The 24852-nt window shown below is 38.7% G+C and carries 22 protein-coding genes; 18 read left to right on the top strand and 4 right to left on the bottom strand.

Features of this window, described 5'->3' with window-relative positions; all coding sequences use genetic code 11:
* Nucleotides 1-16: 16 nt before the first annotated feature.
* The 3 genes from BFP75_RS04245 to BFP75_RS04240 form a co-directional block, all read right to left on the bottom strand.
* Nucleotides 17-3280: a SusC/RagA family TonB-linked outer membrane protein gene (locus tag BFP75_RS04245; RefSeq protein ID WP_099543600.1), complete on the bottom strand. Its 3264-nt coding sequence runs from the start codon at nt 3278-3280 to the stop codon at nt 17-19.
* A gap of 101 nt (nt 3281-3381) precedes the next feature.
* Nucleotides 3382-3546 (bottom strand): FecR domain-containing protein, encoded by a 165-nt coding sequence (locus tag BFP75_RS21710; RefSeq protein WP_165776537.1) that lies wholly within the window; start codon nt 3544-3546, stop codon nt 3382-3384.
* Nucleotides 3524-4537 carry a FecR family protein gene (locus BFP75_RS04240; protein ID WP_099543598.1) on the bottom strand — a complete coding sequence of 338 codons (1014 nt, stop codon included), beginning with the start codon at nt 4535-4537 and terminating at the stop codon, nt 3524-3526. The genes BFP75_RS21710 and BFP75_RS04240 overlap by 23 nt, the downstream gene beginning before the upstream one ends.
* A gap of 115 nt (nt 4538-4652) precedes the next feature.
* On the opposite strand from BFP75_RS04240, the gene BFP75_RS04235 reads away from it, so the two are divergent.
* Nucleotides 4653-5237, top strand: coding sequence for an RNA polymerase sigma factor (locus BFP75_RS04235; RefSeq protein WP_099543596.1), 585 nt, complete (start codon nt 4653-4655; stop codon nt 5235-5237).
* A 57-nt stretch (nt 5238-5294) separates the two neighbouring features.
* On the opposite strand, the gene BFP75_RS04230 is transcribed toward BFP75_RS04235, so the two are convergent.
* Entirely contained in the window at nt 5295-7526 is a 2232-nt protein-coding gene (locus BFP75_RS04230; protein WP_099543594.1) for a TonB-dependent receptor family protein, read from the bottom strand.
* 269 nt (nt 7527-7795) lie between these two features.
* Between BFP75_RS04230 and BFP75_RS04225 the strand changes: the two genes are divergently transcribed.
* From BFP75_RS04225 to BFP75_RS04150, 17 genes are all read left to right on the top strand, one after another.
* A complete protein-coding gene (locus BFP75_RS04225) occupies nt 7796-8212 on the top strand; it encodes an HYC_CC_PP family protein (RefSeq protein WP_099543592.1) in 417 nt (138 codons plus the stop codon).
* Between the two features lie 106 nt (nt 8213-8318).
* On the top strand, nt 8319-12158 hold the full coding sequence (locus tag BFP75_RS04220; protein ID WP_099543590.1) for an efflux RND transporter permease subunit: 3840 nt from the start codon (nt 8319-8321) through the stop codon (nt 12156-12158).
* Entirely contained in the window at nt 12151-13416 is a 1266-nt protein-coding gene (locus BFP75_RS04215) for a TolC family protein (protein ID WP_099543587.1), read from the top strand. Before BFP75_RS04220 ends, BFP75_RS04215 begins: the two co-directional genes overlap by 8 nt.
* 10 nt (nt 13417-13426) lie before the next feature.
* Nucleotides 13427-15304: an efflux RND transporter periplasmic adaptor subunit gene (locus BFP75_RS04210; protein ID WP_099543969.1), complete on the top strand. Its 1878-nt coding sequence runs from the start codon at nt 13427-13429 to the stop codon at nt 15302-15304.
* 9 nt (nt 15305-15313) lie between these two features.
* Nucleotides 15314-15736 carry a hypothetical protein gene (locus tag BFP75_RS04205; protein ID WP_099543585.1) on the top strand — a complete coding sequence of 141 codons (423 nt, stop codon included), beginning with the start codon at nt 15314-15316 and terminating at the stop codon, nt 15734-15736.
* Nucleotides 15733-16275, top strand: coding sequence for a DUF3347 domain-containing protein (locus BFP75_RS04200; RefSeq protein WP_099543580.1), 543 nt, complete (start codon nt 15733-15735; stop codon nt 16273-16275). Before BFP75_RS04205 ends, BFP75_RS04200 begins: the two co-directional genes overlap by 4 nt.
* A 237-nt stretch (nt 16276-16512) precedes the next feature.
* Nucleotides 16513-16953, top strand: coding sequence for a hypothetical protein (locus BFP75_RS04195; protein ID WP_165776536.1), 441 nt, complete (start codon nt 16513-16515; stop codon nt 16951-16953).
* Between the two features lie 12 nt (nt 16954-16965).
* Complete coding sequence (locus tag BFP75_RS04190; protein WP_099543578.1) at nt 16966-19350, top strand: multicopper oxidase domain-containing protein; 2385 nt, start codon at nt 16966-16968, stop codon at nt 19348-19350.
* A gap of 18 nt (nt 19351-19368) precedes the next feature.
* Nucleotides 19369-19551 (top strand): SHOCT domain-containing protein, encoded by a 183-nt coding sequence (locus BFP75_RS04185; RefSeq protein WP_099543576.1) that lies wholly within the window; start codon nt 19369-19371, stop codon nt 19549-19551.
* A 4-nt stretch (nt 19552-19555) separates the two neighbouring features.
* Nucleotides 19556-19942, top strand: coding sequence for a DUF302 domain-containing protein (locus BFP75_RS04180; RefSeq protein ID WP_099543574.1), 387 nt, complete (start codon nt 19556-19558; stop codon nt 19940-19942).
* A 73-nt stretch (nt 19943-20015) separates the two neighbouring features.
* A complete protein-coding gene (locus BFP75_RS04175) occupies nt 20016-20690 on the top strand; it encodes a DUF3347 domain-containing protein (protein ID WP_099543572.1) in 675 nt (224 codons plus the stop codon).
* Between the two features lies 1 nt (nt 20691).
* Entirely contained in the window at nt 20692-21144 is a 453-nt protein-coding gene (locus BFP75_RS04170) for a heme-binding domain-containing protein (protein ID WP_099543569.1), read from the top strand.
* 22 nt (nt 21145-21166) lie between these two features.
* On the top strand, nt 21167-21685 hold the full coding sequence (locus BFP75_RS04165) for a DUF3347 domain-containing protein (protein WP_099543566.1): 519 nt from the start codon (nt 21167-21169) through the stop codon (nt 21683-21685).
* A 142-nt stretch (nt 21686-21827) separates the two neighbouring features.
* Entirely contained in the window at nt 21828-22355 is a 528-nt protein-coding gene (locus tag BFP75_RS04160) for a hypothetical protein (RefSeq protein WP_099543564.1), read from the top strand.
* Nucleotides 22356-22527: 172 nt separating this feature from the next.
* Nucleotides 22528-22674, top strand: coding sequence for a hypothetical protein (locus tag BFP75_RS21705; RefSeq protein WP_206073490.1), 147 nt, complete (start codon nt 22528-22530; stop codon nt 22672-22674).
* A gap of 16 nt (nt 22675-22690) precedes the next feature.
* Nucleotides 22691-23224 (top strand): DUF2231 domain-containing protein, encoded by a 534-nt coding sequence (locus BFP75_RS04155; RefSeq protein WP_240531694.1) that lies wholly within the window; start codon nt 22691-22693, stop codon nt 23222-23224.
* A 123-nt stretch (nt 23225-23347) separates the two neighbouring features.
* Entirely contained in the window at nt 23348-24847 is a 1500-nt protein-coding gene (locus tag BFP75_RS04150) for an FMN-binding glutamate synthase family protein (protein ID WP_099543561.1), read from the top strand.
* Nucleotides 24848-24852 lie beyond the last annotated feature (5 nt).

Below are 24852 nucleotides of genomic sequence, written 5' to 3'. Positions count from 1 at the left end.
TTCTTGAATTTTTATGTTAAAAAGATAGATTCAGTCTTGCTTTCCAAGAACGTATAGGTGGTTGACTGAGAAATTCTTCGGTGGTAAAATTGGCTTGTCCCTCAGAACTTATTTCGGGATCTAGTCCGGAGTAATCTGTCCATACTCCCAAATTCTGTCCAGAAAGTGTAAGGCTTATACGGTCAAAACCAAGTTTGCTTGAAAAGGTGCCCGGTGCGTTATAGGTCAATGAGATTTCACGAAGCCTCCAAAAAGAAGCATCTTCGATATAACCTGCATTTGTTCCCAAAAATTTTGAAGCAACGGCCCTGGCCTGATCTTCAAGCGAGGCATTGGGGTCGTTTAGTTCTTGGTTATTACTGTTCCCATTTCTCCATGCACCGGTATTGTTATACAGCTTTTGACCGCCTCTATAGTTAAGAAGTCCTTTCAGCACAAATTGATTTTCGAAAAAACTTAGGGTGGGGGTAAAAGTAATATCGGTGGTTGCAAACGGGGCACCCAAATAACCTGTTTCTCCTACTTGAATTTCATCTTGCCCAATGAAACCATCACCATTGGCATCGTTAAAGGTATAGGTTTCGTCCCAATACCCACCAAGAGGGTATCCTTCAACATGACGTTGCTGACCAAATATGACCGGCTGGATGCCCTCACCAAGTTCAATCAGCTCGTTATCGATAAAAGAACCTACGAAATCCAGTCCAAAGAAAAACTTGTCGGTCTCGATGATTCTAGTATTCAACGCTATTTCGATCCCCGAGTTTTTTACGGAACCCAAATTTTCAAAACGGCCTTCACCCACTCCGAGAGATAATGGTAATTGCCTGAAAATTAGGGCATCCTCCGTACGTTTATTGAAATACGTCATTTCAAGGCCGATTCTATCGGATAATAGTTTGGCATCAAAACCAAATTCAACTTCTGAGGATATCTCTGGACTTAAACCGGTATTTCCTACACTTCCAATGGTTACCCCGGTTACACTTTGCCCGTCCAAGGTAGCCGCGATAGGATTGAAAAACCTTAATGCGTCATTTGTACCTGGCTGAACCCCAGAGGAGCCCCAAGCCCCCCTGAGCCGTAAGGAGTTTATTCCGTATTTATCGGAATCATTAAAGAAATCTTCCTCCGAAATGAGCCAAGAGGCACTCACCTTTGGGTAAAATACAGAATTGAATGAGGCACCGAAAGAACTTCCACGATCTGCCCGTACAGCACCAGTTACGAATAGTTTATCATTAAAGCCTATCTGTTCCTCCAAAAAGACACCAACGGTACGTGATTCGATGGTCTGTTCGTTACTTTGTGTAACAGCGGCCCCGGCAATGGAGTTGCTGCCGGCAACCAACAGAAGCCCGGTTGCAAATGTACCCTGCGATAAATTCTGTAAATACTGAAACCCAAGGGAGGTACGTGAATTTATCCCTTTCCATAAATCCGTTTTGTAAGACCCCACCATATCGAGGGTATAGACAAAGTCGTTAAACCTATTGGAAAATCGGGCACCTTGGTCATAGTTGAGAAAAGCCGGCGCTTCTCCCGTTGGGAAAAATTGACTGTCCCAACGTGAAGTAAAATCAAGTCCACCAGAAGCCCTAACATTCAGTTTCTCGGTAGGTTGCCATAAAATCTCGAGACCCGAAGTAAAACGGTTGATTTTTTGTCGGGTATCGATTGTGAACAATTCATCAGGAGTAAATTCGCCCCAACCGTTATTTAAGTCTATCGAGGGTGTACCATTAAGGCCTTGGCCCATCAGCCCCAAGGCAAAATTATCGTTCAAGGGTAATTCTAGATTACTGTTAGTGTAGCCCGTGGTTAAATTAACTTTTAGGTCATCGGTAATTTTGGCCCCAAAATTTCCTCTGAAATTCGTCCTTTTTATATTGTTTACAGGTAGTACACCTTCACCGTCGGTAAGACTACCTGACAGAAAATAGGTAAGTACTTCCGAACCTCCCGATACGCTTAATCCGGCACCATAAGACTGCCCTGTTCTAAAGGGCGAGGTGCGCGGGTCGTTCAAGGCCTGAAAGGAATTGACCGTACTGGGGACAAAAGTGCCGTCGGCCGCTTCAAAATTGAAACCAGGATTACCTTGGGCATCAAGTGCCTGATAATTTAAAGGATAGGTCGTCACATTCTCTACAATACCGCTCTCCATAAAAGCGGACCATCTCGGTTCCCCTTGCTTCCCTTTTTTAGTAGTAATACGAATCACACCGTTCGCCGCAATTGACCCGTACAAGGTCGCTGCTGAAGGCCCCTTGATGATTTCGATAGATTCAATATCCTCTGGGTTGATATCGTTTAACCTCGAAGGAGACTGCCCACCTGTTTCAAACGAGATGGAATTGGCCTCGTTGTTGATAAGAACTCCGTCAACATATATTACCGGCTCGTTGGAGAGGGATGCACTATTGGAACCCCTTACCCTAATACGGGAGCCCATGCCGGTAGAACCCCCACTACTGGAAATTTGAACACCGGTCGCCTGGCCCTGAAGCAGATCTGAAACATTGCTTATTGGGCGTTGTTTTACGTCATCTGCAACATTGAGATTGGCAATGGAATTGCCCATCTCAACTTTACGGCGTACCCCAGTTGCGGTAACGATTACCTCATTAAGGTCCATAAGATCTGGCTGCAGGGTCACGTTAATACTTTTTTCTTGTTTAACAGTAACTTCACGTGAAGCGAAGCCAATGTATGAGAATACAAGAATATCACCTTCCGAGACTTCGATTTCATATTCCCCGTCAAAATTGGTGGAAACCCCTTTTGTGGAGCCTTTGACCACTATACTTACCCCGCCCAAGGGCACATTGTCTTGATCGGTTACCAAGCCGGTTACCGTCATTGTCTGCTGCATTATCTTGGGAGTATCCAAGGATGATGTCTTGATTTTCATTCTCGGAACTATCTTCTTTTCCAGAAGAACAATAAGTTTTCTCCTTATTTCAAAAGAAACATTGGTTTCCTTTAAAACAAGGTCCATTAAATCTTCAATTTTAACTTTATCCGCCTTTATCGTTACTTTTCTGCTTGTGTCCAGGGTGGAATTTTTGTACAGGATGTTGAAATCCGTCTGTCTTTCTATTTCATTAAATATGGACTCAATGGTAGCATCCTCCATATTCATCGAAATTTTTCCCTTTTGGGAATACGCATTCTTGGCACTAAGTTGGAATAGGGCAACCAATAATAACAATGCGGTTATCTTCATTTTTAGGTCCATTTTAATCGTAAAATAGCTTCTACATAGAGTGTTTTTCATACTTTTGAGAGAGTTTAGAAATTGGCTAATTAGTTTTTAAATTCATTTGGAATCCAGGGATTGTTAGAGCAGTCCCTGATTCTTTTGTTTATATCATACGTCTACTTTTTAGGGTTTATCTCTATTTTATCTTCGTCATTCGAATATTCGAATTCCTTTATTCGCTGGAACGCCCGTAGTACCTCATCGATGGTTTCCGTTTTAAATCTTCCGGTATATCTTTCTTGGCTCACCTCTACGTCCTTAAATATTGATTTCGATATCATAATGTCTTTCAAGCTTTTTGGTGATCCGATAAAAATCCTCGTTTTTAAAAAGTAATATCCCATCCTTCCATGCAATATGGCTGCTTACATCAACATCGGACACTGCTAAATTTGCGCTGGAGACGTAGTAAGATGCCATTTGGTATGGCTTCAAAAAAATAGCCTGACTTGCAGGATCCTCCCCTTTATTTATAGATACACTACCTTCTACTAAGACGACTTTGGTGTATTGGTCATCCGGGTAATTGGAGATATTGAATTCTGTGCCCAAAACCCTTGTGTCCAACAAACCTGCGTCCACAGAGAAAGGTCTCAGGGAGTCTGACTTGACGTAAAAGTAGGCCTCCCCCCTTAAAACTACGTTGCGAGGTCCTTCATCGTAAAAAGCCACGGGATATGTCAAGGACGACCCAGTGTTTAAGTATACCTCGGTACCGTCAGACAATACTATCTCGAATTTTTTACCATAAGGGACTTCCAGAGTATTGTACACCAATGGCCCAGAGTTTTTCAAGGTTTTTCCCGATTTTTTTTTGTAAATGATTTTGCTTCCTTCCTGCTCGGCCGCATAAGTACCGGAGCTTGATATGAGTTCAGAGGATTCAACATTCAAGATTTCCTTGGTTGATCCGTCTCCCAAAGTAATGGTGATTTGCTTTTGGGGTAAATCTTTCTCCGTACTTCCCCTCAAATAAAATAAAGTGCCGACCACAATAATACCAATGAAGAAAGCGGCATATTTTAGTAAATTAAACATTTGATTTCTTCTTTCCCTAATTTCGAATTGTTCAAAATTCTCCAACAAGTCTCTTTTCAGGCGTTCCGCTTTTTCTTCCTCAAAAAGCCCTGTAACGAGATGGTTCAATTGAACATCTTCTTGAAAACTCAACTTATTTTTCTGAACCCATTTTGTCAAAAATTCAATTTCCTCAGTAGTGGCGGTATTGCACAGGAATTTATGAACGATGATTTTGATATTCCTTTTTTTCATTATGAAATATTAAGATAATGCCAATGAATACTTACCAAACGACTGAACTTTACAATACCCTTGCTTTTTATTTATATTTACCTTTAGTTTTGAAGATTTTTTGTTAAAATAGTTTATGAATTCAAAGGATCGTAACGGGAATCTTGATGTCAGTGCAATCCGAAATGGAGATAAATCGGCATTCAAGACGGTCATTGATTTGTATTACAAAGAAGTCTATTGGTATGCCAAAAGCTTAAGCCGTGATGAGACTTTGGCAAAGGACCTTACCCAAGAAGCATTTTTTAAACTATGGAAAAAAAGGGGCATTTTAAAGGAGGGGGTCTTAATTAGGGGATGGCTATATAAATCGGTTCGGAATACGTTCCTGGACCATATAAAGAAGTATAACAAAGAGACCCAATTGTTGGAAATGGCTTATGCCGATGCATTGGATAATACCATCCAAACAGAAAATGAAGAGGAGTTACGTTACAAAATGGAAATTGTTGAAAGGGAAATTCAAAATCTTCCAAAAAAATGTAGTAAAGTATTTTTGTTGAGTAAAAAGGAAGGATTGACCAATAATGAAATCGCAGATTACCTAGGTTTATCCATAAAAACGGTAGAAGGTCATCTTACTAAGGCCCTTAAAATTTTAAGGAAGAAATTGAAGGATAAGATCCACGTTTTATTCGTGATTCTTCGCTATACGGAATAGAACCAAAAATACCTTTATACCATTAGGTACAACAATATGTAATCTTCGATTTTTATTTCAAAAACCATAGGCTAGTGAAAAGTTGATGCCAAAAGGATGCCCCGGTCTTAGCCCTGCCGGAACCCTGGATACCGCATAGGTTTCATCCAATAAATTGATAATGTTCGTAGAAAAGGTAAGGTGTTTATTGTAAAAATATCGACCCGACAGGTCAATAACATAATTGGAATCTACTTTTTGGTTTTCCGGTATTGTGCCCGTTCCCGCTTGCGTCCTAAAGGCGTCGGTATAGCGCAAACCTATATCTAGTGCAAATTTTTCATGCTCCAATCCAAGATTCAAATTAAACTGATTTTTGGCGATGTAAGGAATTTCATCCCCTTCTGTAACCTCTCCGAATATATCGGTATCACTTTCAAAGGAACTGAGGAACTTGGTGTCGGTCAAGGTATAGGATACCGATACGGGAAGTCTTAACTTTTCGGAGCTGTTCTTTAAAAAATCGTAGTTCAACAATACCTCTACCCCGCCTACCCGTACCTCGCCCGCATTGAATTGGTCAAGGCTGCCCGTACCGCCAGTGGCGGCAAGGTCGCTGCCCAGTAGGTTTTGATAATCATTATAGTACGCTATTATTTCGCCTTTTAGACCACTGTGGTTGAAACGTGTGCCCAGTTCGTAATTTATGCTTTGTTCCGGATTTTGGCCGTCAGTATTTCCTGGAGGAGAAAACCCTTTGTGAATTCCACCAAAAACGGACAAATTATTGGCAAAGCTATAATTGGCACCCAATCCCGGTATCCAAACATCTACCCTGTTCTCCCTTTCGGAAAGGTCAATGCCCGACCTCGCGGCATCGTTGCTTCCATAATCCGTTCTACCCAACGTTATATTCTCATAGCGCAGGCCTGGAGTAACTGTCAGTCCGTTAATACTTAATTTATATAAAAAATGCACGGCGACGGCTTTCGCATAACCAATACGGTTGGCATCGGCTCCCTTAGTACCGACCGTTGTGCGTATGAGTTCGCTATTTTGAAATCCGTACCTATCTACCCATTGAAACCTGTCCTCGTCATCCTCATGGTATCTGATTCCCAACTCTAGATTTTGCGACCAATCAGAGCCCCATCGTAATTTGGCTATGGATTGAACACCATTTGAGGTGTATGTTCTGTTGTTTGCCTTTATACCGAACACGTCTTCGGCCGTATCGGTATTTCCCAATAATGCATTGTATTCCATGACATAACTCTTAGGGTCTGCGAGCACATTGTTAATTCCGACACGCTCCCCCAGATTAACGTCATCCAGTTTATACCAATTGCGGTTGGACTTATTAAGGTATCCTGTGGTATGTATGCTCAGTGCCGGGGAAAGTTTTAAAAAATGGGTCAATTGGTACTGTTGGTGTTCTGAATCCATCACATCTTTTGACGAAGCCCGATACCTGCGGTATGGATTTTCCTTGAAATCTATATCTGTAAGTCCCAAATACGTTTCATTGGCCTTTTCTTCGGAATACTGAATTTTAAATTGAAGGGACTGATAGAATCTGGCATCTTCATCAGTACTTATGCGGAACTTTGCCAAATAATCCGATTTATCAAAACCTGTATTGCCACCGCCGTCCAAGTTTTTGAAACCATCAGAATTATAGTTGTAGTATTCACTAACAAACCCAAAATTCTGATAGTTATCACCTACAACGACCTGTGTATTTCTTGAGTTGAAATTACCGGCAGACAACACGACCCTTCCCGAAAGTTGGTCGGGAATGCGAGTTGAAATCATGTTGATCGCTCCGCCTGTCGTATTTGGGCCATACTGAATTTGACTGCTTCCTTTTAATATTTCCATAGCTTGCATTCGGCCAATGGTCGGAAAATAATAAGCTGCCGGGGCGCTATATGGGGCCGGGGCAATTAAGACACCATCTTCCATAAGGTTAATCTTCGCACTCCGCTCAGGTGAGGTACCCCGTAAACTAATATTTGGTCGAAGACCAAACCCATCTTCTTCATATATATTGACCCCGGGTACACTTTTTAGCGTTCTGTTAATATCGTTATAACTAAATTTTAGGAGCTCTTTTTCCGATATGTAGACCGCAGAACCTGTTCTGTTCTTTGCCTCGAACGTACTACCTAGTATGGCGTTACCGTTCACAATGACCTCGTTCAACATTTCGGTTTTAAGGGCCGTAGAATCTTGCCCATCGGGATTTTTTTGGCTCAGTACATGGATATGAAAGAGGAGAAAGAAGAATACTAAAAACGGCTTCCACATTTTATATTTATTTAGATTTAATATAAATAAAATACAAACGTAGCTTTTTTGTGTATATCTTACAATACTATTAAGAAAGATTCTAAATAAATTTTATGTGAAGCCCTATATTTTAATCTAGGGATACCCTTTTCTAAAAAGATGATATTTATCATGTCATAAAAAATCAAAATCAACTAGGTTTGTCATTCTAATAAAGGAATTCCTCAACTCTAATTTTTTGTTAAACTAAAGCCCTATGTTAAATTTTTTGTAGCTTTGCAGCTAAGATGAAAAGCATTTTTCACAAAATAACATCCTTTGCGATGACACTTACAATGCTGTTCTCCACCTTTTCCTTTGCGGTCGAGCAACATTATTGTGGCGATGTTTTGGTGGATTTTTCCTTTTTCGGTAAAGCGGAATCCTGTGGTATGGAAATGGAACAAGCCAGTGAATCACATGACGACAGTCTCGATGAAAAAGGTTTTTGCGAGGATCAAACCTTGGCCATTTCGGGCCAAGATGATTTAAAGGTTTCATTTGAAAAACTAAGCACGGAGAAACAACTCTTTGTTGTTTCATTTATATATTCCTATATAAACCTTTACGAAGGATTCGATAAGAAAATCGTTCCTTTTAAAGATTATCTCCCCCCTCCGCTGATACGGGACGTTCAAGTTCTAGATCAGACTTTCCTTATTTGATTTTTAAATAATTGAATTCATAGCCCTGCGAGCGATCGCTTTGGGCTAAATCCGTTTTTTGTTGAATTTTTCAACACAAGTTTCAATTATTTAATAATCCATTACCATGCTAAATAAAACGATCCGTTATTTTCTCGAAAATAAGTTAATAACATTTATATTACTCGCCGCATTTATTGTTGGAGGTTATGTAACTGCTCCGTTTAATTGGGAAAGCTCTTTAATAGAGAGAAACCCAGTACCTGTTGACGCCATTCCTGATATTGGCGAAAATCAACAAATTGTATTTACCGAGTGGATGGGGCAATCTCCTCAGGATATAGAGGATCAAATAACCTATCCATTAACAACAGCATTACTTGGTATTCCAAACGTGAAAACCATACGTAGTAATTCAATATTTGGACTTTCTAGTATTTACATCATATTTGAAGATGACGTTGATTTTTACTGGAGTAGAACTAGAATTCTAGAAAAACTAAATTCTTTACCACCTGGTACAGTACCTAACGAGGTAACACCAGCACTTGGACCTGACGCCACAGCATTAGGGCAAGTATATTGGTATACTCTTGAAGGTAGAGATGCTAAAACGGGCAAACCAACTGGAGGTTGGGACCCCCAAGAATTGCGAACCATTCAAGATTTTTATGTGCGTTATTATTTAACCGCTGCCAGTGGTGTTGCCGAAGTAGCTTCCATTGGAGGCTTTTTAAAAGAGTACCAGATCGAAATAGATCCTGATGCTATGAAGGCCAACAACGTGGACGTTAAAATGATAATGAACGCTGTTCAAAACAGTAACCTAGATATTGGTGCCAGAACTTTAGAATTTAATAAAGTAGAATATTTAGTTCGCGGTCTAGGGTATATTAAAAATTTATCTGATTTAGAGGAGAGTGTTGTTACCGTTAGGGATAATGTTCCCATACGATTAAAAGATGTAGCCAAAATACAGTTTGGTCCAGCAGGTCGTAGAGGAGGCCTTGACAAAAGTGGTGTGGAAGCTGTAGGTGGAGTAGCTGTTGCACGCTATGGTGCCAACCCGCAAGCTGTAATTAAAAACCTAAAGGCTAAAATAGATGAAGTTGCTCCAGGATTACCGTCTAAAACACTAGAAGATGGCACAGTTTCCAAAGTAACTATTGTACCATTTTATGACCGTTCTGGTTTAATTCAGGAAACCATTGGAACTCTAGAACTAGCGCTCTCTCATGAAATACTGATTAGTATTTTGGTGGTAATCGTATTGGTTCTTAATCTTAGGGCTTCCATATTAATTTCGAGTATATTGCCCGTTGGCGTATTGATGACCTTTATACTAATGAAATATTTTGGCGTAGATGCCAATATTGTTGCCCTTTCGGGTATAGCCATTGCTATTGGTGTAATGATCGATGTGGGGATAGTTTTTACCGAAAATATAGTCAGGCATCTGGAAATGCCCGAAAATGAAGGCGTAAGAGGTAAAAAATTGGTGCAGGTCATTTATATTGCCACGGTGGAGGTTGCAGGAGCTGTAATTACGGCTCTTGCTACCACTGTTGTGAGTTTCTTACCAGTATTTGCAATGCAAGCCGCAGAAGGGAAGTTATTTAGTCCTTTGGCGTGGACCAAAACATTTGCGTTGATTTCAGCACTGTTCATTGGTATTATGTTTATTCCAGCCTTGGCAAAGGTTCTGTTTTCCATTAGAATTGATTCAAAGCGAACGAGTCGAATATTTAATGCAATCTTAATAAGTTTTGGATTTGTTTTCCTAATCGCTTACGGAAGCATTATTGCCATAGCCCTAATTGCCATTGGTATAAATAATCTATTGACACAAGTACCGGAAAAAACCTTTTTAAAAGGAAAATTAAAGCTTCCTTATTCCGAAAAAACAGCCAATTATGTCAATATAGCCATCGCAATTGTAATTTTAGTCTACTTACTGACTATAGAATGGATGCCTTTAGGAGTTGCTAACTCTACATTTGTCAATTTTATTTTTGTGATAATAGTAATAGGTGTTGTTTTGGGGGCATTAATGGCTGTAGTGTATTTTTACAAAAGCATTTTAACCTGGTGTTTAGATAATAAATGGAAATTTTTATTAATCCCCATTCTCTTGGTTTTCTTCGGAATGACCATTTGGTTAGGGTTTGGCAAAGTCCTTGGTTTTATGCCGGAATTCACTAAAAACAATGTGGTTTGGGAAAAACTGGACAAAGTTCTCCCTGGGTTGGGTAAAGAGTTTATGCCAGCCTTAAATGAAGGGTCATTCTTGCTAATGCCCACTACCATGCCACACTCTAGTATTTCTGAAAATATGGAAGTTATTGCAAGTATTGATAAACACGTCATGACCATCCCTGAAATCGGGTCTGCGGCAGGTAAATGGGGACGTGTAAACTCTGCTCTTGATCCTGCACCTACATCCATGTATGAAAACACCATAAATTACATTCCAGAATATATTCTTGATGAAGATGGACACAGAGAGCGTTTTAAAGTTAATAAAAACAACGCTTTTGTTTTAAAAGATGGTACCACCTATACATATGGTACTGACGAGTTTCGTAAAATAACAGAAGAAGAACTTATTCCAGATGATGACGGTGAAAACTTTAGGCAATGGCGAGAGCATATCCAAAAACCAGATGATATTTGGAATGAAATTGTTAAGCACGCCAAATTCCCGGGGTTAACATCAGCTCCAAAACTGCAACCTATCCAAACACGATTGATTATGTTGGCAACAGGTATGCGAGCACCAATGGGGATCAAAGTATTTGGACCCACCTTGGAGTCGATTGAAAAAGTTGGGTTTGAATTAGAAAACATTCTAAAGGAAGTACCAAGTGTTAATCCACCAACCGTGTTTGCAGATAGAGTTGTTGGTAAACCTTATTTAGAAATGAAGTTAAACCGTCAGGCCATGTCTAGATATGGACTATCCGTAAAAGATATGCAAATGCAACTCTCGGTAGCCATAGGTGGAAAACAACTAACTACAACAGTAGAAGGTAGAGAGCGCTTTCCAGTACGTGTACGTTATGCCAGGGAGTTTAGGGACAATCCAGATGATATTAAAAAGATATTGATCCCCACACCCGCAGGAGTTCAAGTAGAATTGGGTGAATTAGCTGATGTTACTTATGTTAGAGGACCACAAGTCATAAAAAGTGAAGATACCTTTTTAACAGGCTATGTTATATTTGATATGAAAGAAGGCTATGCTGAAACCAATGTGGTTGAAGATGCACAAGCCCTTATCAAACAGAAAATGGATAGTGGCGAATTTACATTACCAGCAGGTGTAACCTATCGTTTTACGGGAAATTACGAAAACCAGATAAGAGCATCAAAACGTTTAATGATCGTGGTGCCAATTTCTCTGATTGTAATTCTGTTAATTCTATATTTTCAGTTTAAATCAATGATTCCTTCACTGATGGTTTTCTCTGGTATCTTTGTAGCTTTCGCTGGTGGTTTTATCATGATTTGGTTATATGGACAGGAATGGTTCTTGAATTTTGATGTATTTGGGGTATATATGCGTGATTTGTTTCAGATGCACACCATAAACCTGAGCGTCGCCGTTTGGGTAGGTTTTATTGCCTTGTTCGGGATTGCAACTGATGATGGGGTAATTATGGGAACTTATTTAACCCAAGTATTTGATAAGAGACATCCAGAAACCGTTAAAGAAATTCGGGCTTCGGTAATTGAAGCAGGTTCAAAAAGGGTTCGTCCCGCAATGATGACCGCAGCGACTGCTATCATTGCTTTAATCCCTGTACTTACATCTAGTGGTAAAGGTTCCGATGTGGTTATCCCCATGGCAATCCCTTCATTTGGTGGTATGCTGTTACAGGTCATGACCATGTTTGTAGTACCTGTACTTTACAGTATGTGGAAAGAGAAAGGGTTAAAAAAACAATTAAAATCAAGTAATGCTTAAATTTATAATGATGACAGCGAATACTAAAACATACCTTTTCTTGAGCCTAGTTGTACTGTTTACAACAAGTATTTTCAGTCAAGAAAATTTAAATAACTATTTAGAAATAGCAGCCAATAATAACCCTGCTTTAAAGGCAAAGTTTTATGATTATATGGCTGCTATGGAAAAAGTACCTCAAGTTGGTACTTTACCAGATCCTACTTTTGCTTTTGGATATTTTATCCAGCCAGTAGAAACAAGGGTTGGACCGCAAAGAGCAACTTTTAATTTAGCACAAAGCTTTCCTTGGTTTGGCCTCTTGAGTGCACAGGAAGATGTTGCCACCGAATTGGCAAAAGCTAAATATGAAGACTTTGAAAACACAAAATCCAATATTTTCTTTGAAGTAAAAACAGCTTATTATAATTATTATTTTATTGAAAAGGCTATTGAAATAACAAAAGAGAATATCGAGATACTCGAGGTTTTTAAACGCCTATCATTAGTTAAAATTGAAGCTGGAACAGCCTCTATTGTTGATGAGTTGCGTGTGGAATTGGAGTTGAACGATCTGGAAAATCAATTAGCACTGTTTCTGGACACCAAGGATGCCTTACAGGTAAAATTCAATAACCTATTGGATATAGATGATAGTTCTGAAATTATCGTTCCGGAAGTCTTGTGGCAGGAAGAAATTCCTTTAGATCAATTAAGTATGCTCGATGAAATTTATGCGTCAAACCATCAAATAAAAAGCATAGAACATAAATTGAATGCCTTTTTAAATCAGGAAATTGTAGCTAAAAAAGAAGGATTGCCAAAGTTTACTGTTGGTGTAAATTATACCATAGTTGGTGACAATCCTATGTCAACGGCATCAGATAATGGTAAAGACGTGTTTTTGTTTCCATCGGTAGGTGTTACTATTCCTTTATATCGAAAAAAATATAAAGCCTTGATTAAGGAAGCACAGTTTAGGCAAGAAGCCGAAATTTCCAGAAAAGAGGACAAAAAGAACACCTTGAGTTCGTTGTATGAAAACACGTATAAGGATTTTAACGATGGCGACCGTCGTATTGCATTAAACCTAACACAGTCGGAAATTGCCAAAAAAGTATTGGACATATTAATTATATCGTACTCTACAAACGCCAAAGATTTTGAAGAGGTATTACGAATAGAACGGCAATTACTTAAATACGAATTAGAACATCAAAAAGCATTAACCGATAAAAATGCCGCAGCAGCATTTATGGATTACTTAATAGGACAATAAAATGAATATCATGGAAAAATATAAAAATTATATCATAGCAGCCGGTATTTTAATACTCGGAATTATTTTAGGAAATGTGTTTTCTGGTGGAGACTCAGAAACTACACATGCGGAAGGGGAACACAATTATGTTCAAGACCCTGTAACACAATTATGGACTTGCTCTATGCATCCACAAATAAAGATGGAAGAACCTGGGAATTGCCCAATTTGTGGTATGGAACTTATTCCAATGGAATCATCTGATGATTCTTCAGAAAACATTGCAGCCAATGAAATTGTAATGAATGAAGAAGCCTATCAATTAGCAAATATACAGACTACAATAGTTGAAAAGGCAAGTGCCGACAAAGAGATACGATTGTTAGGTCGTGTAAAACCGGATGAACGTAGATTGTATTCTCAAGTGTCTCATATTCCGGGTCGTATAGAACGATTGTACGTTAATTTTACAGGTGAAAAAGTATATACTGGTCAAAAAATAGTACGTATTTATTCCCCAGAACTGATTTCTGCGCAAAAAGAATTGTTTGAAGCGATTAAGTCTAAAGATATTTATCCGCAACTTTATACTGCATCACGGAATAAATTAAAATTATGGAAACTGTCCGATAAACAAATCGATGCCATCGAAGCAACCGGAAAGGTACAGGAACAAATCGATATTCTATCCGATCATACAGGCTATGTCATGAATAGAAATGTTGAGCTTGGAGACTATATCAAGGCTGGAGGTAACTTATTTGATATTGCCAATCTAAGCTCTGTTTGGGTGATGTTTGAAGCCTATGAAGCCGATATTCCATGGATACACATTAACGATAAGGTAAGTTTTAACATACAAGCTATCTCTGGTAAAACCTTTGAAGGTAAAATCACCTATGTCGATCCTTTTGTATCATCCAATACACGAGTTGCCAAAGTACGTGTTGAAGTAAATAATCCTGGTAACAAACTCCTTCCGGAAATGTATGCCAGCGGTATCATTCAGGCAAAAATGAAAGGTATGGAGAATACCATTGTTATACCAAAATCGGCTGTACTCTGGACCGGAAAACGCGCTGTGGTTTATGTAAAAGTACCACATGAAAAAACCATTTCATTTGTTTATAGGGAAATAGAACTTGGACAGGATATGGGGCAGTTTTACATTGTTCAGGATGGTTTGGAAGAAGGCGAAGTTGTTGCCACAAATGGCGTGTTCAGGATTGATGCCTCAGCACAATTGTTGGGCCAAAAAAGCATGATGAACCCTGAAGGTGGTAAGGTAAGTACAGGCCATAATCATGGTGGCATGCCTATGGGAGATGATGCAAATGCAGATGGTGTCGATCATTCTAAAATGGATATGAGTAACACAACAATGGAAGGTGAAACAGATCATACCAAAATGGAAAATGATTCTGACCACACAGATATGAACCAGCGTATTACAACAACCGACGCGTTTAAAGGTCAATTAGAACAAGTGTTCAACGCTTACATTAAACTAAAAGATGCTTTTGTAGGTGATAATAGCAGTACAGCCAGTACATCGGCTAAAACCTTATTGAATGCCATGAAAAAGGTGGATATGAAACAATTGACAGACCATGAAGCACATAACCACTGGATGACCATTTCAAAAGAAGTTTCAGGATCGGCTAGTTCCATTTCAGAAATTTCAGATATAGAAGAACAACGTAGCCACTTTAAGCATTTATCAGCGCATTTATCAAAAGGCGTAAAATTATTTGGAGTTAACCAAAAGGTCTATGAACAATTTTGCCCAATGGCCGACAACAATAATGGAGCCTATTGGTTAAGCCTTGATGAAGCTATTAAAAACCCATATTTAGGAGCCAAAATGTTAACCTGTGGAGACAATAAAACAGTCATTATAAAATAATAAAAACATATGAAAAATTTAAAGTTAAAATCAATAGTCATAATTGCTTTCATGGTAAGCGTATCAAATTTTACTTATGCGCAACATGATCACAGCAAACAGGATATGAAACATACAGAAAATAAAACCGAACAACAGAATTATGTTATAGGTTCACAAGTACCAAACGAATTGGTTTGTATGGTAAACGACGCCTATATGGGCAAACCCCAAATTCCTGTTCCTGTTGATGGCAAAACGTATTACGGTTGCTGCAAAATGTGTGTAGGTACTTTAAATGAAAAGGAATCTGCCAGAACTGGTATTGATCCTTTCAGTAATAGACCAGTAGATAAAACGGAGGCCTACATTGTACTGATGAAAGAAGAAGGGGAAGTAGCTTATTTCGAATCTAAAGAAAATTATTTGAACTACAAAAACAAAAACAAATGAAAAATTTAAAATCAGCAGTAATAATTGCTCTAATAATGAGTGTAACAAATGTAGTTACTGCACAGCACGATCATAGCAAAATGAACATGAAACAGGACGACCATAATATGATGAATCATGATAAATCTATGGTAAAGTTGAACGATAAAAACCTTACCAAAGCATACATGCATTACGCCATGATAAACAACGCTTTAGTTGAAGCTAATTCTGAAAAGGCACAAAAAGCGTCTAAAATGCTTGTTGGAGTTTTAAAGAAATATGGTAAAGCAAATGATGCGCAAAAAGTGGCGGAAGACATGGCGTCAAAATCCAATATTATACATCAGCGTATTGTCTTTTCTAAGCTTACAACAGCATTTGAGCCTTTATTAAAAGATAACATAGTTGAAGGTGAAATTTACAAGAATTTTTGCCCAATGGCTAATAGTGGAGAAGGTTCATACTGGTTTTCCAATTCCAGTAACATTGTAAACCCTTATATGGATAAAGCCATGGTAAGCTGTGGTAGTGTTAAAGACACCTTTAAGTCTATGTAAATGCACCATTTTGGTTTAAAAAATTAAAACGTATTGTGAGTTTAACGGAAGTAAAAAATCAGAAAAGGTATGTTTGATAAGACATCTTACTTGCTAGTCAATATATTTCTGGAATACCCTAAAAGTTACTAATGTGATATCATTATCTATTCAATTCTTTTGAGTTGAAAAAGGCTTTTAATAATTGGTGTGAATTAACGGAAGAGCTCTAAATACAAAAAAATAAAAAAAACAAAGATGAAAACAATAAAAAACAAAACAAAGCAATTATCCATAATTGCTGTATTGGCAATCAGTTTGGTTGCCTGTAATTCAAAAACAGAAAAAAAAGAAGTTAAGGAACAAGCTGTTGCCACTACCGAAGTTAAAGTCGAAGATACACAACAAAATTACCAAGTCGGTTCACAAGTTCCCAATGAGTTGGTGTGTATGGTAAATAATGCGTATATGGGTATGCCTCAAATAGCAGTGCCAGTGAATGGTAAAACGTATTATGGTTGTTGTGACATGTGTGTAGGTAAGTTGAATAACGAAGAAACTGCCAGAACAGCAATAGATCCTTATAGTAATAAACCTATTGACAAAACAGAAGCCTACATTGTATTGATGAAAAAAGAAGGGCAAGTGGCTTATTTTGAATCAGAAGAAAATTATCAGAACTATAAAAAGAAATCATAAAATAGTAACACAATGAAAAACCTGATCTACATGGTTATTTTGTGCTTTGTAGGTGCAAATGTTCTGGCTCAAACAGAAAAATCTGTTGAAGGAAATGTTGATAACCTTCCGGTTAGAGAATACACCATTACAATCAATGAAGCTATTGTAAACAAAGCCGGAAAAGAAGTTAAGGGCATGACCATCAATGGCAGTATCCCAGGACCTGTCCTTGAATTCACCGAAGGCGAATATGCAGTTATTTACGTAAAAAATGAGATGAGTGTGGAGACATCCATCCACTGGCACGGACTCTTATTACCTAATTTTTATGATGGTGTACCCTATTTAAACACGCCACCTATTGAGCCTGGTCATACACTTAAATATGAATTTGCATTAAAGCAATCCGGTACCTATTGGTATCATTCACACACGCTCTTACAAGAGCAAAGTGGTGTTTTCGGATCTTTTATTATCCATCCAAAGAAAAAAACATTGGAGTATGATAAAGAACTGGTATTGATGTTGTCCGATTGGACCAATGAAGATCCAATGCATGTACTACGCAATTTAAAGCGAGGGAACGAATGGTATGGTATTAGAAAAGGAACAGCTACACCATTAAACCAAGTCATTTCACGTGGCGCATTTGGAGCACAACTCAATTTTTGGCGACAGCGTATGGAGGGCGCCGATATTGCCGACGTATATTATCCAGCCTTTTTAGTCAACGGTGAAGAATCAATTGAATATCCTGAATTTAAACCAGGAGAAAAAGTACGATTACGTATTATCAATGGTGGTGCTTCCACCTCGTTTTGGATGACCTTTGGTGGTAAAGACCCACTATTGATATCGGCAGATGGCATCGATGTAGAACCTGTTAAAAAGAACAAAACCTTTATTGGTATTGCAGAAACTTACGATTATATAGTCACTATTCCTCAAGAAGGTAAAGTGGAGTTTAAAATCATGGCACAAGATGGTTCTGGAACGGCTTCGGCATTTTTTGGTAATGGAAAAATACTTGCTGCCAAAACCCTTCCAAGACCTGATAAGATCGGCATGATGAAAGAAATGGCTAAAATGGACATGAAAATGGGAGCGCACGCCCTAAAGTATCGTCCAAGTAAAGATGAGCGTTTTCAAATGAAGGATGAGTATGGCATGCAGATGAAAGGCGACGCTATGGGAGCTATGAAGCAGGAGGGTTCCAAAATGGTCCATTCAAAAATGAAAATGGATAACATGAAAATGCAAGACCCTAAAATGGATCACTCAAAAATGAAGATGGATGGCATGAAAATGCAAGATCCTAAAATGGATCATTCAAAAATGAAGATGAATAACATGAAAACGGAAGACCAAAAAATAGGTGACACGAATGAAATGGGTGGTATGGATTTGTTTTCAGAATACAATTATGACTTCTTGAAATCACCAGAAAAGACAGCCTATGGCAAAGATGTTCCCGTAAAGGAAATTTTACTAAACCTCACAGGAAATATGCAAAGGTACATCTGGAGTATGAACGGTGTACCGTTATCTGAAACCGATAACATAAAAATTGAAGGCGACCAAGTTACCAGAATAACACTCAATAACCTGACAATGATGCACCATCCCATGCATTTGCACGGTCACTTTTTTAGGGTATTGAATGAGAATGGTGAATATTCTCCATTAAAGCATACGGTAAATGTACCACCAATGCAGGCCGTAACCATTGAATTTTATGGCAATGAATACGGCGATTGGTTTTTCCATTGCCATATTTTATATCATTTAATGGGAGGAATGGCACGCGTGATGAGCTACGACACGCCACCCGATGCTCGTATGAAAGAATTTCCGGCATCCATAGCCGTGGCAGAAACCGATCTTTTTTATTCTTGGGGTATGGTAGATGCTTCGTCCCAAAATACGACCATGAATCTGGTGGCGTCTAACTTGAGAAACCAATTCAATGCAACGGTGGAATATGGCTATAACGAAAACCTGGAGGCAGAATTTACCTATGAAAGATATTTACACGATTATTTAAGAGTGTTTGGTGGTGTGAATATTGAAAATGAAATTGAGGATAGCTTTAATGAATTTAAAACGGTTGCCGTTGCTGGTATAAGGTTTTTGACGCCCTATTTGTTTAACCTTGATGCAAGGATTGATAGCGACTTAAGACCAAGGGTAGGAATTGGAAGAAACTTGATGTTGTTTCCTAAATTCTCGGTGTTTGGATACTATGAATACCAACTGGATTTTGGTTGGGTAAATTCCTTACCTACAGGCATTAATAGTGAATCTGAAACCGTTTGGAGTGCAGGAGCCGAATATTTCCTTTCCAGAAATGTATCGTTAGTGGGAAGTTATGACAACCGTTTTGGTGGTGGTGGCGGACTTTCAATACGATTTTAACAATAAAAACAGAATGGTATGATGTACGCTTGGATAATTTTAGTAATTGCAATAATTATTGGGCTTTGGTATTTTTCATCAGGGAGAGTACAACCGAAGCATGAAAATCCTTTGGATATTCTAAAAGAAAGATATGCCAAGGGAGAAATTACCAAGCAAGAATACGAAGAACAAAAACGAATTATTAATTCAAAAAATTAAGAAGATGAGCTATTATTTCAATAAAATCCTAAAAGGAGATTTTGACCAGGTAATCGACAAGGTGACAGACGAACTGAAAAAAGTAGGTTTCGGCATTCTTACCGAAATCGATGTCAAGGAGACCCTGAAAAAGAAACTGGATGTAGATTTCAAGAAGTATAGAATTTTAGGAGCGTGTAATCCGCCTTATGCTCATAAAGCTTTGCTTGCAGAAGATAAAATTGGCACCATGCTGCCTTGCAATGTAATAGTGCAAGAAGTTGCAGCAAGAGTCATTGAAGTTGCAGCTGTTAACCCTATGGCTTCAATGCAAGCAGTAGATAATGATGCGTTAAAGGGAATCGCCCAAGAGATAACCCTAAAGTTGGAAAACGTAATTGAAAAACTTTAGGCAGATAACATTATCTTAATAATCAAAACAAAAAATAATTCAAATTAATATTAACATTAAAAACACTAAAACAATGAAAAACTTAAAAGTAACAACAGTAATTCTGGTAATGTCTTTTATAGGTCTAACAGCAATATCCTGTAAAGATGCAAAAAAAGAAAACACGAATGAAGAGGGGTCTCAAATGGAAGCCAGTCACGATAACAGTGACGGACACCATGATAAAGAAGCCATGCACGATAATAGTGACGGACATCATGATGAAGATAGCGATTCTTCTACGGACCATACAAGAGATATAGAAGCAAATACTCAAAAAAATACGGCAACTACACCAATTATAGATGCCTATATTCAAATTAAAAACGCTTTAACAACAGACAATAAAAACGAAGCTGCAAAAGGAGGAACAGCGTTAGTTGCAGCCTTTTCAAAGTTTGATATGAGCAATTTAACTGGAGAAACGCACAAAGAATACATGGAAATTTTAGAAAGTGCCAAAGAGCATGCCGAGCATATTGTAAAAAGCCCAATAGATCATCAAAGGGAACATTTTGAAGTATTGAGCACAGATATAAATGATTTGGTAGCTTTATTAGGAACTGAAAAAACATTGTACCAAGATTCTTGTCCAATGGCAAATAATGGTAAAGGAGCCATCTGGTTGAGTGAGGTTGAAGAAATCAAGAACCCTTATATGGGAATCAAAATGCCAACGTGTGGCACAATACAAAAGCAGATAAATTAAAATGAAGGTTGTTAAAAAAATAGCCCTTGTATTATTGGTGGCGTTTGTGGGAATACAATTTATTCCCACAGAACGCAACCAAAGTGATTCTGTGCCTTCCACCGATTTTATGTTGGTCAATAATGTTCCAGAGAACATTCAAAAAAAGTTACAGGTATCCTGCTATGATTGTCACAGCAATAATACGCAATACCCTTGGTATAATAAAGTTCAACCCGTGGCTTGGTTTTTGGAAGACCATATAAAAGAAGGCAAGGCCGAATTGAATTTCAATGAATGGGATTCCTATTCATCACGAAGAAAGAATAGCAAGTTAAAATCCATTATAAGTCAAATCGAGGATGATGAAATGCCCCTTAAATCATACACCCTCATCCATAGGGATGCAAGACTTTCGGACAACGAAAAGAAAATCGTTTTGGATTGGGTATCAAAATTAAAGGACAGTCTATAAAAATATTTTAAAAAGGATAACAATGAGGAATTTGAAAAACGGGGTTACAGCCCTACTGTTACTGACCCTTACTTTTTCTTACGCACAGGAAAAGATAAAGTTGAACCATGACCATAGCAAAATGGAAATGAAGCAAACCCCACTTGAGTTCAGCAATGAAAATGTGGCCAATGCCTACGAACATTATGAGCACGTAAAAAATGATCTGGTCGGTTCAAATCCGGGAGATGCCCAAAAGGGAGCGGAGATGTTGAACGAAGCACTTGGTAAAGTTGAAGGTGCCGATGCCGCTTTATCGGCATCACAAAAGATAGCCACTACGGATAATTTAAAGGTACAGCGAAAAGCATTTTCAGAACTGAGCACTGAAATGGAAGCTCTTTTAAGAGGAAAAATAACGTCGGGTAAACTGTATAAGGATTTTTGTCCCATGGCCTTGAATGGGGGCGCCTATTGGTTATCGTCAATTGAGGATATCCGTAATCCTTATTACGGCGCCCAAATGCTCAGTTGCGGAAAAGTGACGGAGGTAATCGAATAATAAAAGCCTGTTATGGGAAGGGGCGATTTAGTTTGGTTAGTTGGTTAACCCCTTCCCTTTCAGGTAATATGCAATTGGTGTTGACCAAAGAATTGAAGGCCAATTTTAGTGATCTTAAAAAAGTAGTCTAAGTAGAAAATAAATGGAAGAATTAAGCCCCGGTATTTTCGTTGTCCCTACCATAGCGTTGACTTTGGTCATTTTGGGCTATTTGTACTTTGCGAAACGGGTAAAAGACAGAGGGGAATATAGGAGGTTTGTGTTTGCAGTGGCAGTTACGTCTTTTGTATTGAATTTTGTATGGGAGCTGGTGCAAGGCCAATTATACGAAGGGTTCGAATATGATTTAAAACATATTTCCTTTTGTGCTTTGGCATCCATTGCCGATATGTTAATGGTGTTCATACTGCTTTTTGCCTTCGGACTGATTTATAAAAACGTGTTTTGGATCAAAAGTATGGATGTGAACAAAGTATTGCTTTTAATGTTTGTCGGATTTTCTGGGGCCATACTGGCAGAAGTTTTACATACCCTTCGGGGCGATTGGTCATACGCTTACACAATGCCGTTACTACCGGTAGTGGATGTGGGGATTTCGCCGGTAATACAGTTTACAATTTTACCATGGCTGATTTTTATGATTGGTGATAAATATAAAAAAGGAAATTAAGATACAAAGGTAAAGTTCTGGGTGGGATTGGGCAGTGTTTTTAATTGGTTAGTTATTTAGTGTTTCCCATTTCTGTCCAGACAATAGTATTAATGGTCAAAGTCCTGTTATGGGAAGGGAATATGTAGTTAATGGTTAGTGTTCAATGCCCTTCCCTTGACAGGCACAAAGAATGAATAGCATGAAGGATTGTTGCGATACGGGCAATAGCAAACAGCAAACCAAAAACCCGCTAAAGAAGTGGTTCAATTATATAGTGTACGCTATCATAGCCACCATAGTTCTTGGGGCTTTGGTGCTGCAACTGATGGGGGACTAATTAAAAACCATAAAAGATGAATACAAAACATTTTTTTTTAATCATTTTGGTCATTGCTTTCTTGGGTAGTTTGACCAAAACCTTTGCCTTGAATGAAGAACGAAATAGCCTTGATGCAACTGAATTATCGGTCAGCATAGCATCAGCTGTACAATCAGATTCCGTAAAAGCAGATTTTGATGCGTTTCCCAACCTGCACCCTATGGTCGTACATTTTCCCATTGTACTATTGCTGTTAGCGGTGGTTTTACAATTGATACAGTTGTTTACCTTGAACCGGACAATGGACTGGGTAATCCTCTTAATGGCAGGGTCTGGGTTTATTGGGGCGTATGTCGCTGGAACATTTGTGCACCCGCACACAGAAGGACTTACCGAAATGGCAAAAAGCGTACTGGAACAACACGACAAATATGCCGATTGGACCCTTTGGTCGAGTGCTATTGCAGCTATTCTGAAAATAGTAAGCCTGTTTTGGGTCAAACTAAAGCGTGGTTTTGAAATAGCAGTTTTTGTAGTTATGGCCTTTTCGGCATATTCAGTGTCCTAGGCAGGTCATTATGGTTCACAGTTGGTATATATAGAGGGAGTCGGTCCACAAGGAAATTTTATTGAAACCGAAAGCGAAGAAGGTCACAATGAAAGTGATGGGCATTCACATTAAACAAGGACAATGAGAAAAGGATTTATCATAACGAGTATCATGTTGGTTTTGGCATTGGCGGTCATAACCTTTTTGTATCCATTTTTATGGTGGCTCGCATTCGTGTTACTTCCTTTCTTGGTTTTAGGACTGATCGATTATTTTCAAAAATCAGATAACATTAGGCGTACCTATCCATTATTTGGTAGAATTACCAATTTTCTGGAAAAACAACGACACGTTGTCCAAGAAACCGTTTTGCTTAATAGGACGGAAGGAAAGCCCTTTAACTGGATACAAAAAGAAATAGTCTATAAACGTGCTGCGAATGCTAATAAAAGTCAACCTTTTGGCACACAAATACCGTACGATGAAGTCGGTCGTGAATGGTTTACACATTCCATCTATCCGGCAAAAGAAGTAATCGATGATTTCAGGGTAACGGTGGGTAGTTCTTTGTGCTCACAGCCCTATTCTTCAAGCATACTAAATCTAGCTGGAATGAGCTACGGCTCGATAAGCAAAAATGCGACCTTGGCCTTTAATGGTGGTGCCAAAATAGCTGGTTTTGCCCAGAATACGGGCGAAGGTGGTTTTACGCCATATCATCAGGAATATGGAGCCGATATCATATTTCAAATCGGAACCGGTTACTTCGGATGCCGTACTGAAGAAGGTAATTTCGACCCCGAAAAGTTTCAGGAAATTGCCTTGCACGAGGTGGTCAAAATGATTGAAATAAAAATTTCGCAAGGTGCCAAACCTGGGTTTGGTGCCATACTGCCTGCAAAGAAAAACACAAAGGAAATCGCAAAATTCAGGGATGTTGAAAAGGGCACCGAAATTCTTTCGCCACCGCATCATTCAGCATTTGGAAACGATGAAGAAATGATTTCTTTCATTGGAAAATTGAGAAAGCTTTCCAATGGTAAACCAGTAGGCATTAAACTATGTGTCGGGCAAAAAGATGAATTTGAAAGAATGGTCCAAACTTTCGCCGAAAAACAAAATTATCCCGATTTCATTGCCATTGACGGTGCAGAAGGAGGTACGGGCGCTGCCCATATGGAGTCGCTACATTGGGCAGGTCTTGCCATAGTGGAGGCTGTTCATTTTGCTCATTCCACTTTAACAAAACATAAGCTGCGTGATGAAATAAAGTTGATGGCAGCAGGGAAAATCATTTCGGCTTTTGACATCTATCGAATGCTTGCACTTGGCGCAGATGCCTGCTATAGTGCCAGAGGAATGATGTTTGCCCTGGGCTGTGTACAATCCCTAAAATGTAATCTTGATACCTGTCCCACGGGCATTACCACAATGGTGCCGTCAAGGGTAGAATCATTGGTCGTAGAAGACAAGAAGACCAAAGTGGCCAATTACCATAAAAATACAATGGAAGCCTTTAGAGAGTTGCTGGGTTCAATGGGACTTGAAAATAGAACGGGCGTACATAGAAAATACATTGTTAGACGTATAAACGAAACCGAGACAAAGACTTACGATGAAATTTACAACAGTTTGAAATAATTAGT

Origin of the sequence: Maribacter sp. 4G9 (assembly GCF_002742265.1) — a bacterium.
Classification (GTDB): Bacteria; Bacteroidota; Bacteroidia; order Flavobacteriales; family Flavobacteriaceae; genus Maribacter.
The sequence above is the reverse complement of the archived record's forward strand: the minus strand, read 5'-3'. Positions and strand labels throughout refer to the sequence as shown.

What these genes read in the sequence shown, in the direction of transcription:
- BFP75_RS04245 (WP_099543600.1), bottom strand. Translation starts at nt 3,280, where the DNA reads ATGAAAAACACTCTATGTAGAAGCTATTTTACGATTAAAATGGACCTA.
- BFP75_RS21710 (WP_165776537.1), bottom strand. Translation starts at nt 3,546, where the DNA reads ATGATATCGAAATCAATATTTAAGGACGTAGAGGTGAGCCAAGAAAGA.
- BFP75_RS04240 (WP_099543598.1), bottom strand. Translation starts at nt 4,537, where the DNA reads ATGAAAAAAAGGAATATCAAAATCATCGTTCATAAATTCCTGTGCAAT.
- BFP75_RS04235 (WP_099543596.1), top strand. Translation starts at nt 4,653, where the DNA reads ATGAATTCAAAGGATCGTAACGGGAATCTTGATGTCAGTGCAATCCGA.
- BFP75_RS04230 (WP_099543594.1), bottom strand. Translation starts at nt 7,526, where the DNA reads ATGTGGAAGCCGTTTTTAGTATTCTTCTTTCTCCTCTTTCATATCCAT.
- BFP75_RS04225 (WP_099543592.1), top strand. Translation starts at nt 7,796, where the DNA reads ATGAAAAGCATTTTTCACAAAATAACATCCTTTGCGATGACACTTACA.
- BFP75_RS04220 (WP_099543590.1), top strand. Translation starts at nt 8,319, where the DNA reads ATGCTAAATAAAACGATCCGTTATTTTCTCGAAAATAAGTTAATAACA.
- BFP75_RS04215 (WP_099543587.1), top strand. Translation starts at nt 12,151, where the DNA reads ATGCTTAAATTTATAATGATGACAGCGAATACTAAAACATACCTTTTC.
- BFP75_RS04210 (WP_099543969.1), top strand. Translation starts at nt 13,427, where the DNA reads ATGGAAAAATATAAAAATTATATCATAGCAGCCGGTATTTTAATACTC.
- BFP75_RS04205 (WP_099543585.1), top strand. Translation starts at nt 15,314, where the DNA reads ATGAAAAATTTAAAGTTAAAATCAATAGTCATAATTGCTTTCATGGTA.
- BFP75_RS04200 (WP_099543580.1), top strand. Translation starts at nt 15,733, where the DNA reads ATGAAAAATTTAAAATCAGCAGTAATAATTGCTCTAATAATGAGTGTA.
- BFP75_RS04195 (WP_165776536.1), top strand. Translation starts at nt 16,513, where the DNA reads ATGAAAACAATAAAAAACAAAACAAAGCAATTATCCATAATTGCTGTA.
- BFP75_RS04190 (WP_099543578.1), top strand. Translation starts at nt 16,966, where the DNA reads ATGAAAAACCTGATCTACATGGTTATTTTGTGCTTTGTAGGTGCAAAT.
- BFP75_RS04185 (WP_099543576.1), top strand. Translation starts at nt 19,369, where the DNA reads ATGATGTACGCTTGGATAATTTTAGTAATTGCAATAATTATTGGGCTT.
- BFP75_RS04180 (WP_099543574.1), top strand. Translation starts at nt 19,556, where the DNA reads ATGAGCTATTATTTCAATAAAATCCTAAAAGGAGATTTTGACCAGGTA.
- BFP75_RS04175 (WP_099543572.1), top strand. Translation starts at nt 20,016, where the DNA reads ATGAAAAACTTAAAAGTAACAACAGTAATTCTGGTAATGTCTTTTATA.
- BFP75_RS04170 (WP_099543569.1), top strand. Translation starts at nt 20,692, where the DNA reads ATGAAGGTTGTTAAAAAAATAGCCCTTGTATTATTGGTGGCGTTTGTG.
- BFP75_RS04165 (WP_099543566.1), top strand. Translation starts at nt 21,167, where the DNA reads ATGAGGAATTTGAAAAACGGGGTTACAGCCCTACTGTTACTGACCCTT.
- BFP75_RS04160 (WP_099543564.1), top strand. Translation starts at nt 21,828, where the DNA reads ATGGAAGAATTAAGCCCCGGTATTTTCGTTGTCCCTACCATAGCGTTG.
- BFP75_RS21705 (WP_206073490.1), top strand. Translation starts at nt 22,528, where the DNA reads ATGAATAGCATGAAGGATTGTTGCGATACGGGCAATAGCAAACAGCAA.
- BFP75_RS04155 (WP_240531694.1), top strand. Translation starts at nt 22,691, where the DNA reads ATGAATACAAAACATTTTTTTTTAATCATTTTGGTCATTGCTTTCTTG.
- BFP75_RS04150 (WP_099543561.1), top strand. Translation starts at nt 23,348, where the DNA reads ATGAGAAAAGGATTTATCATAACGAGTATCATGTTGGTTTTGGCATTG.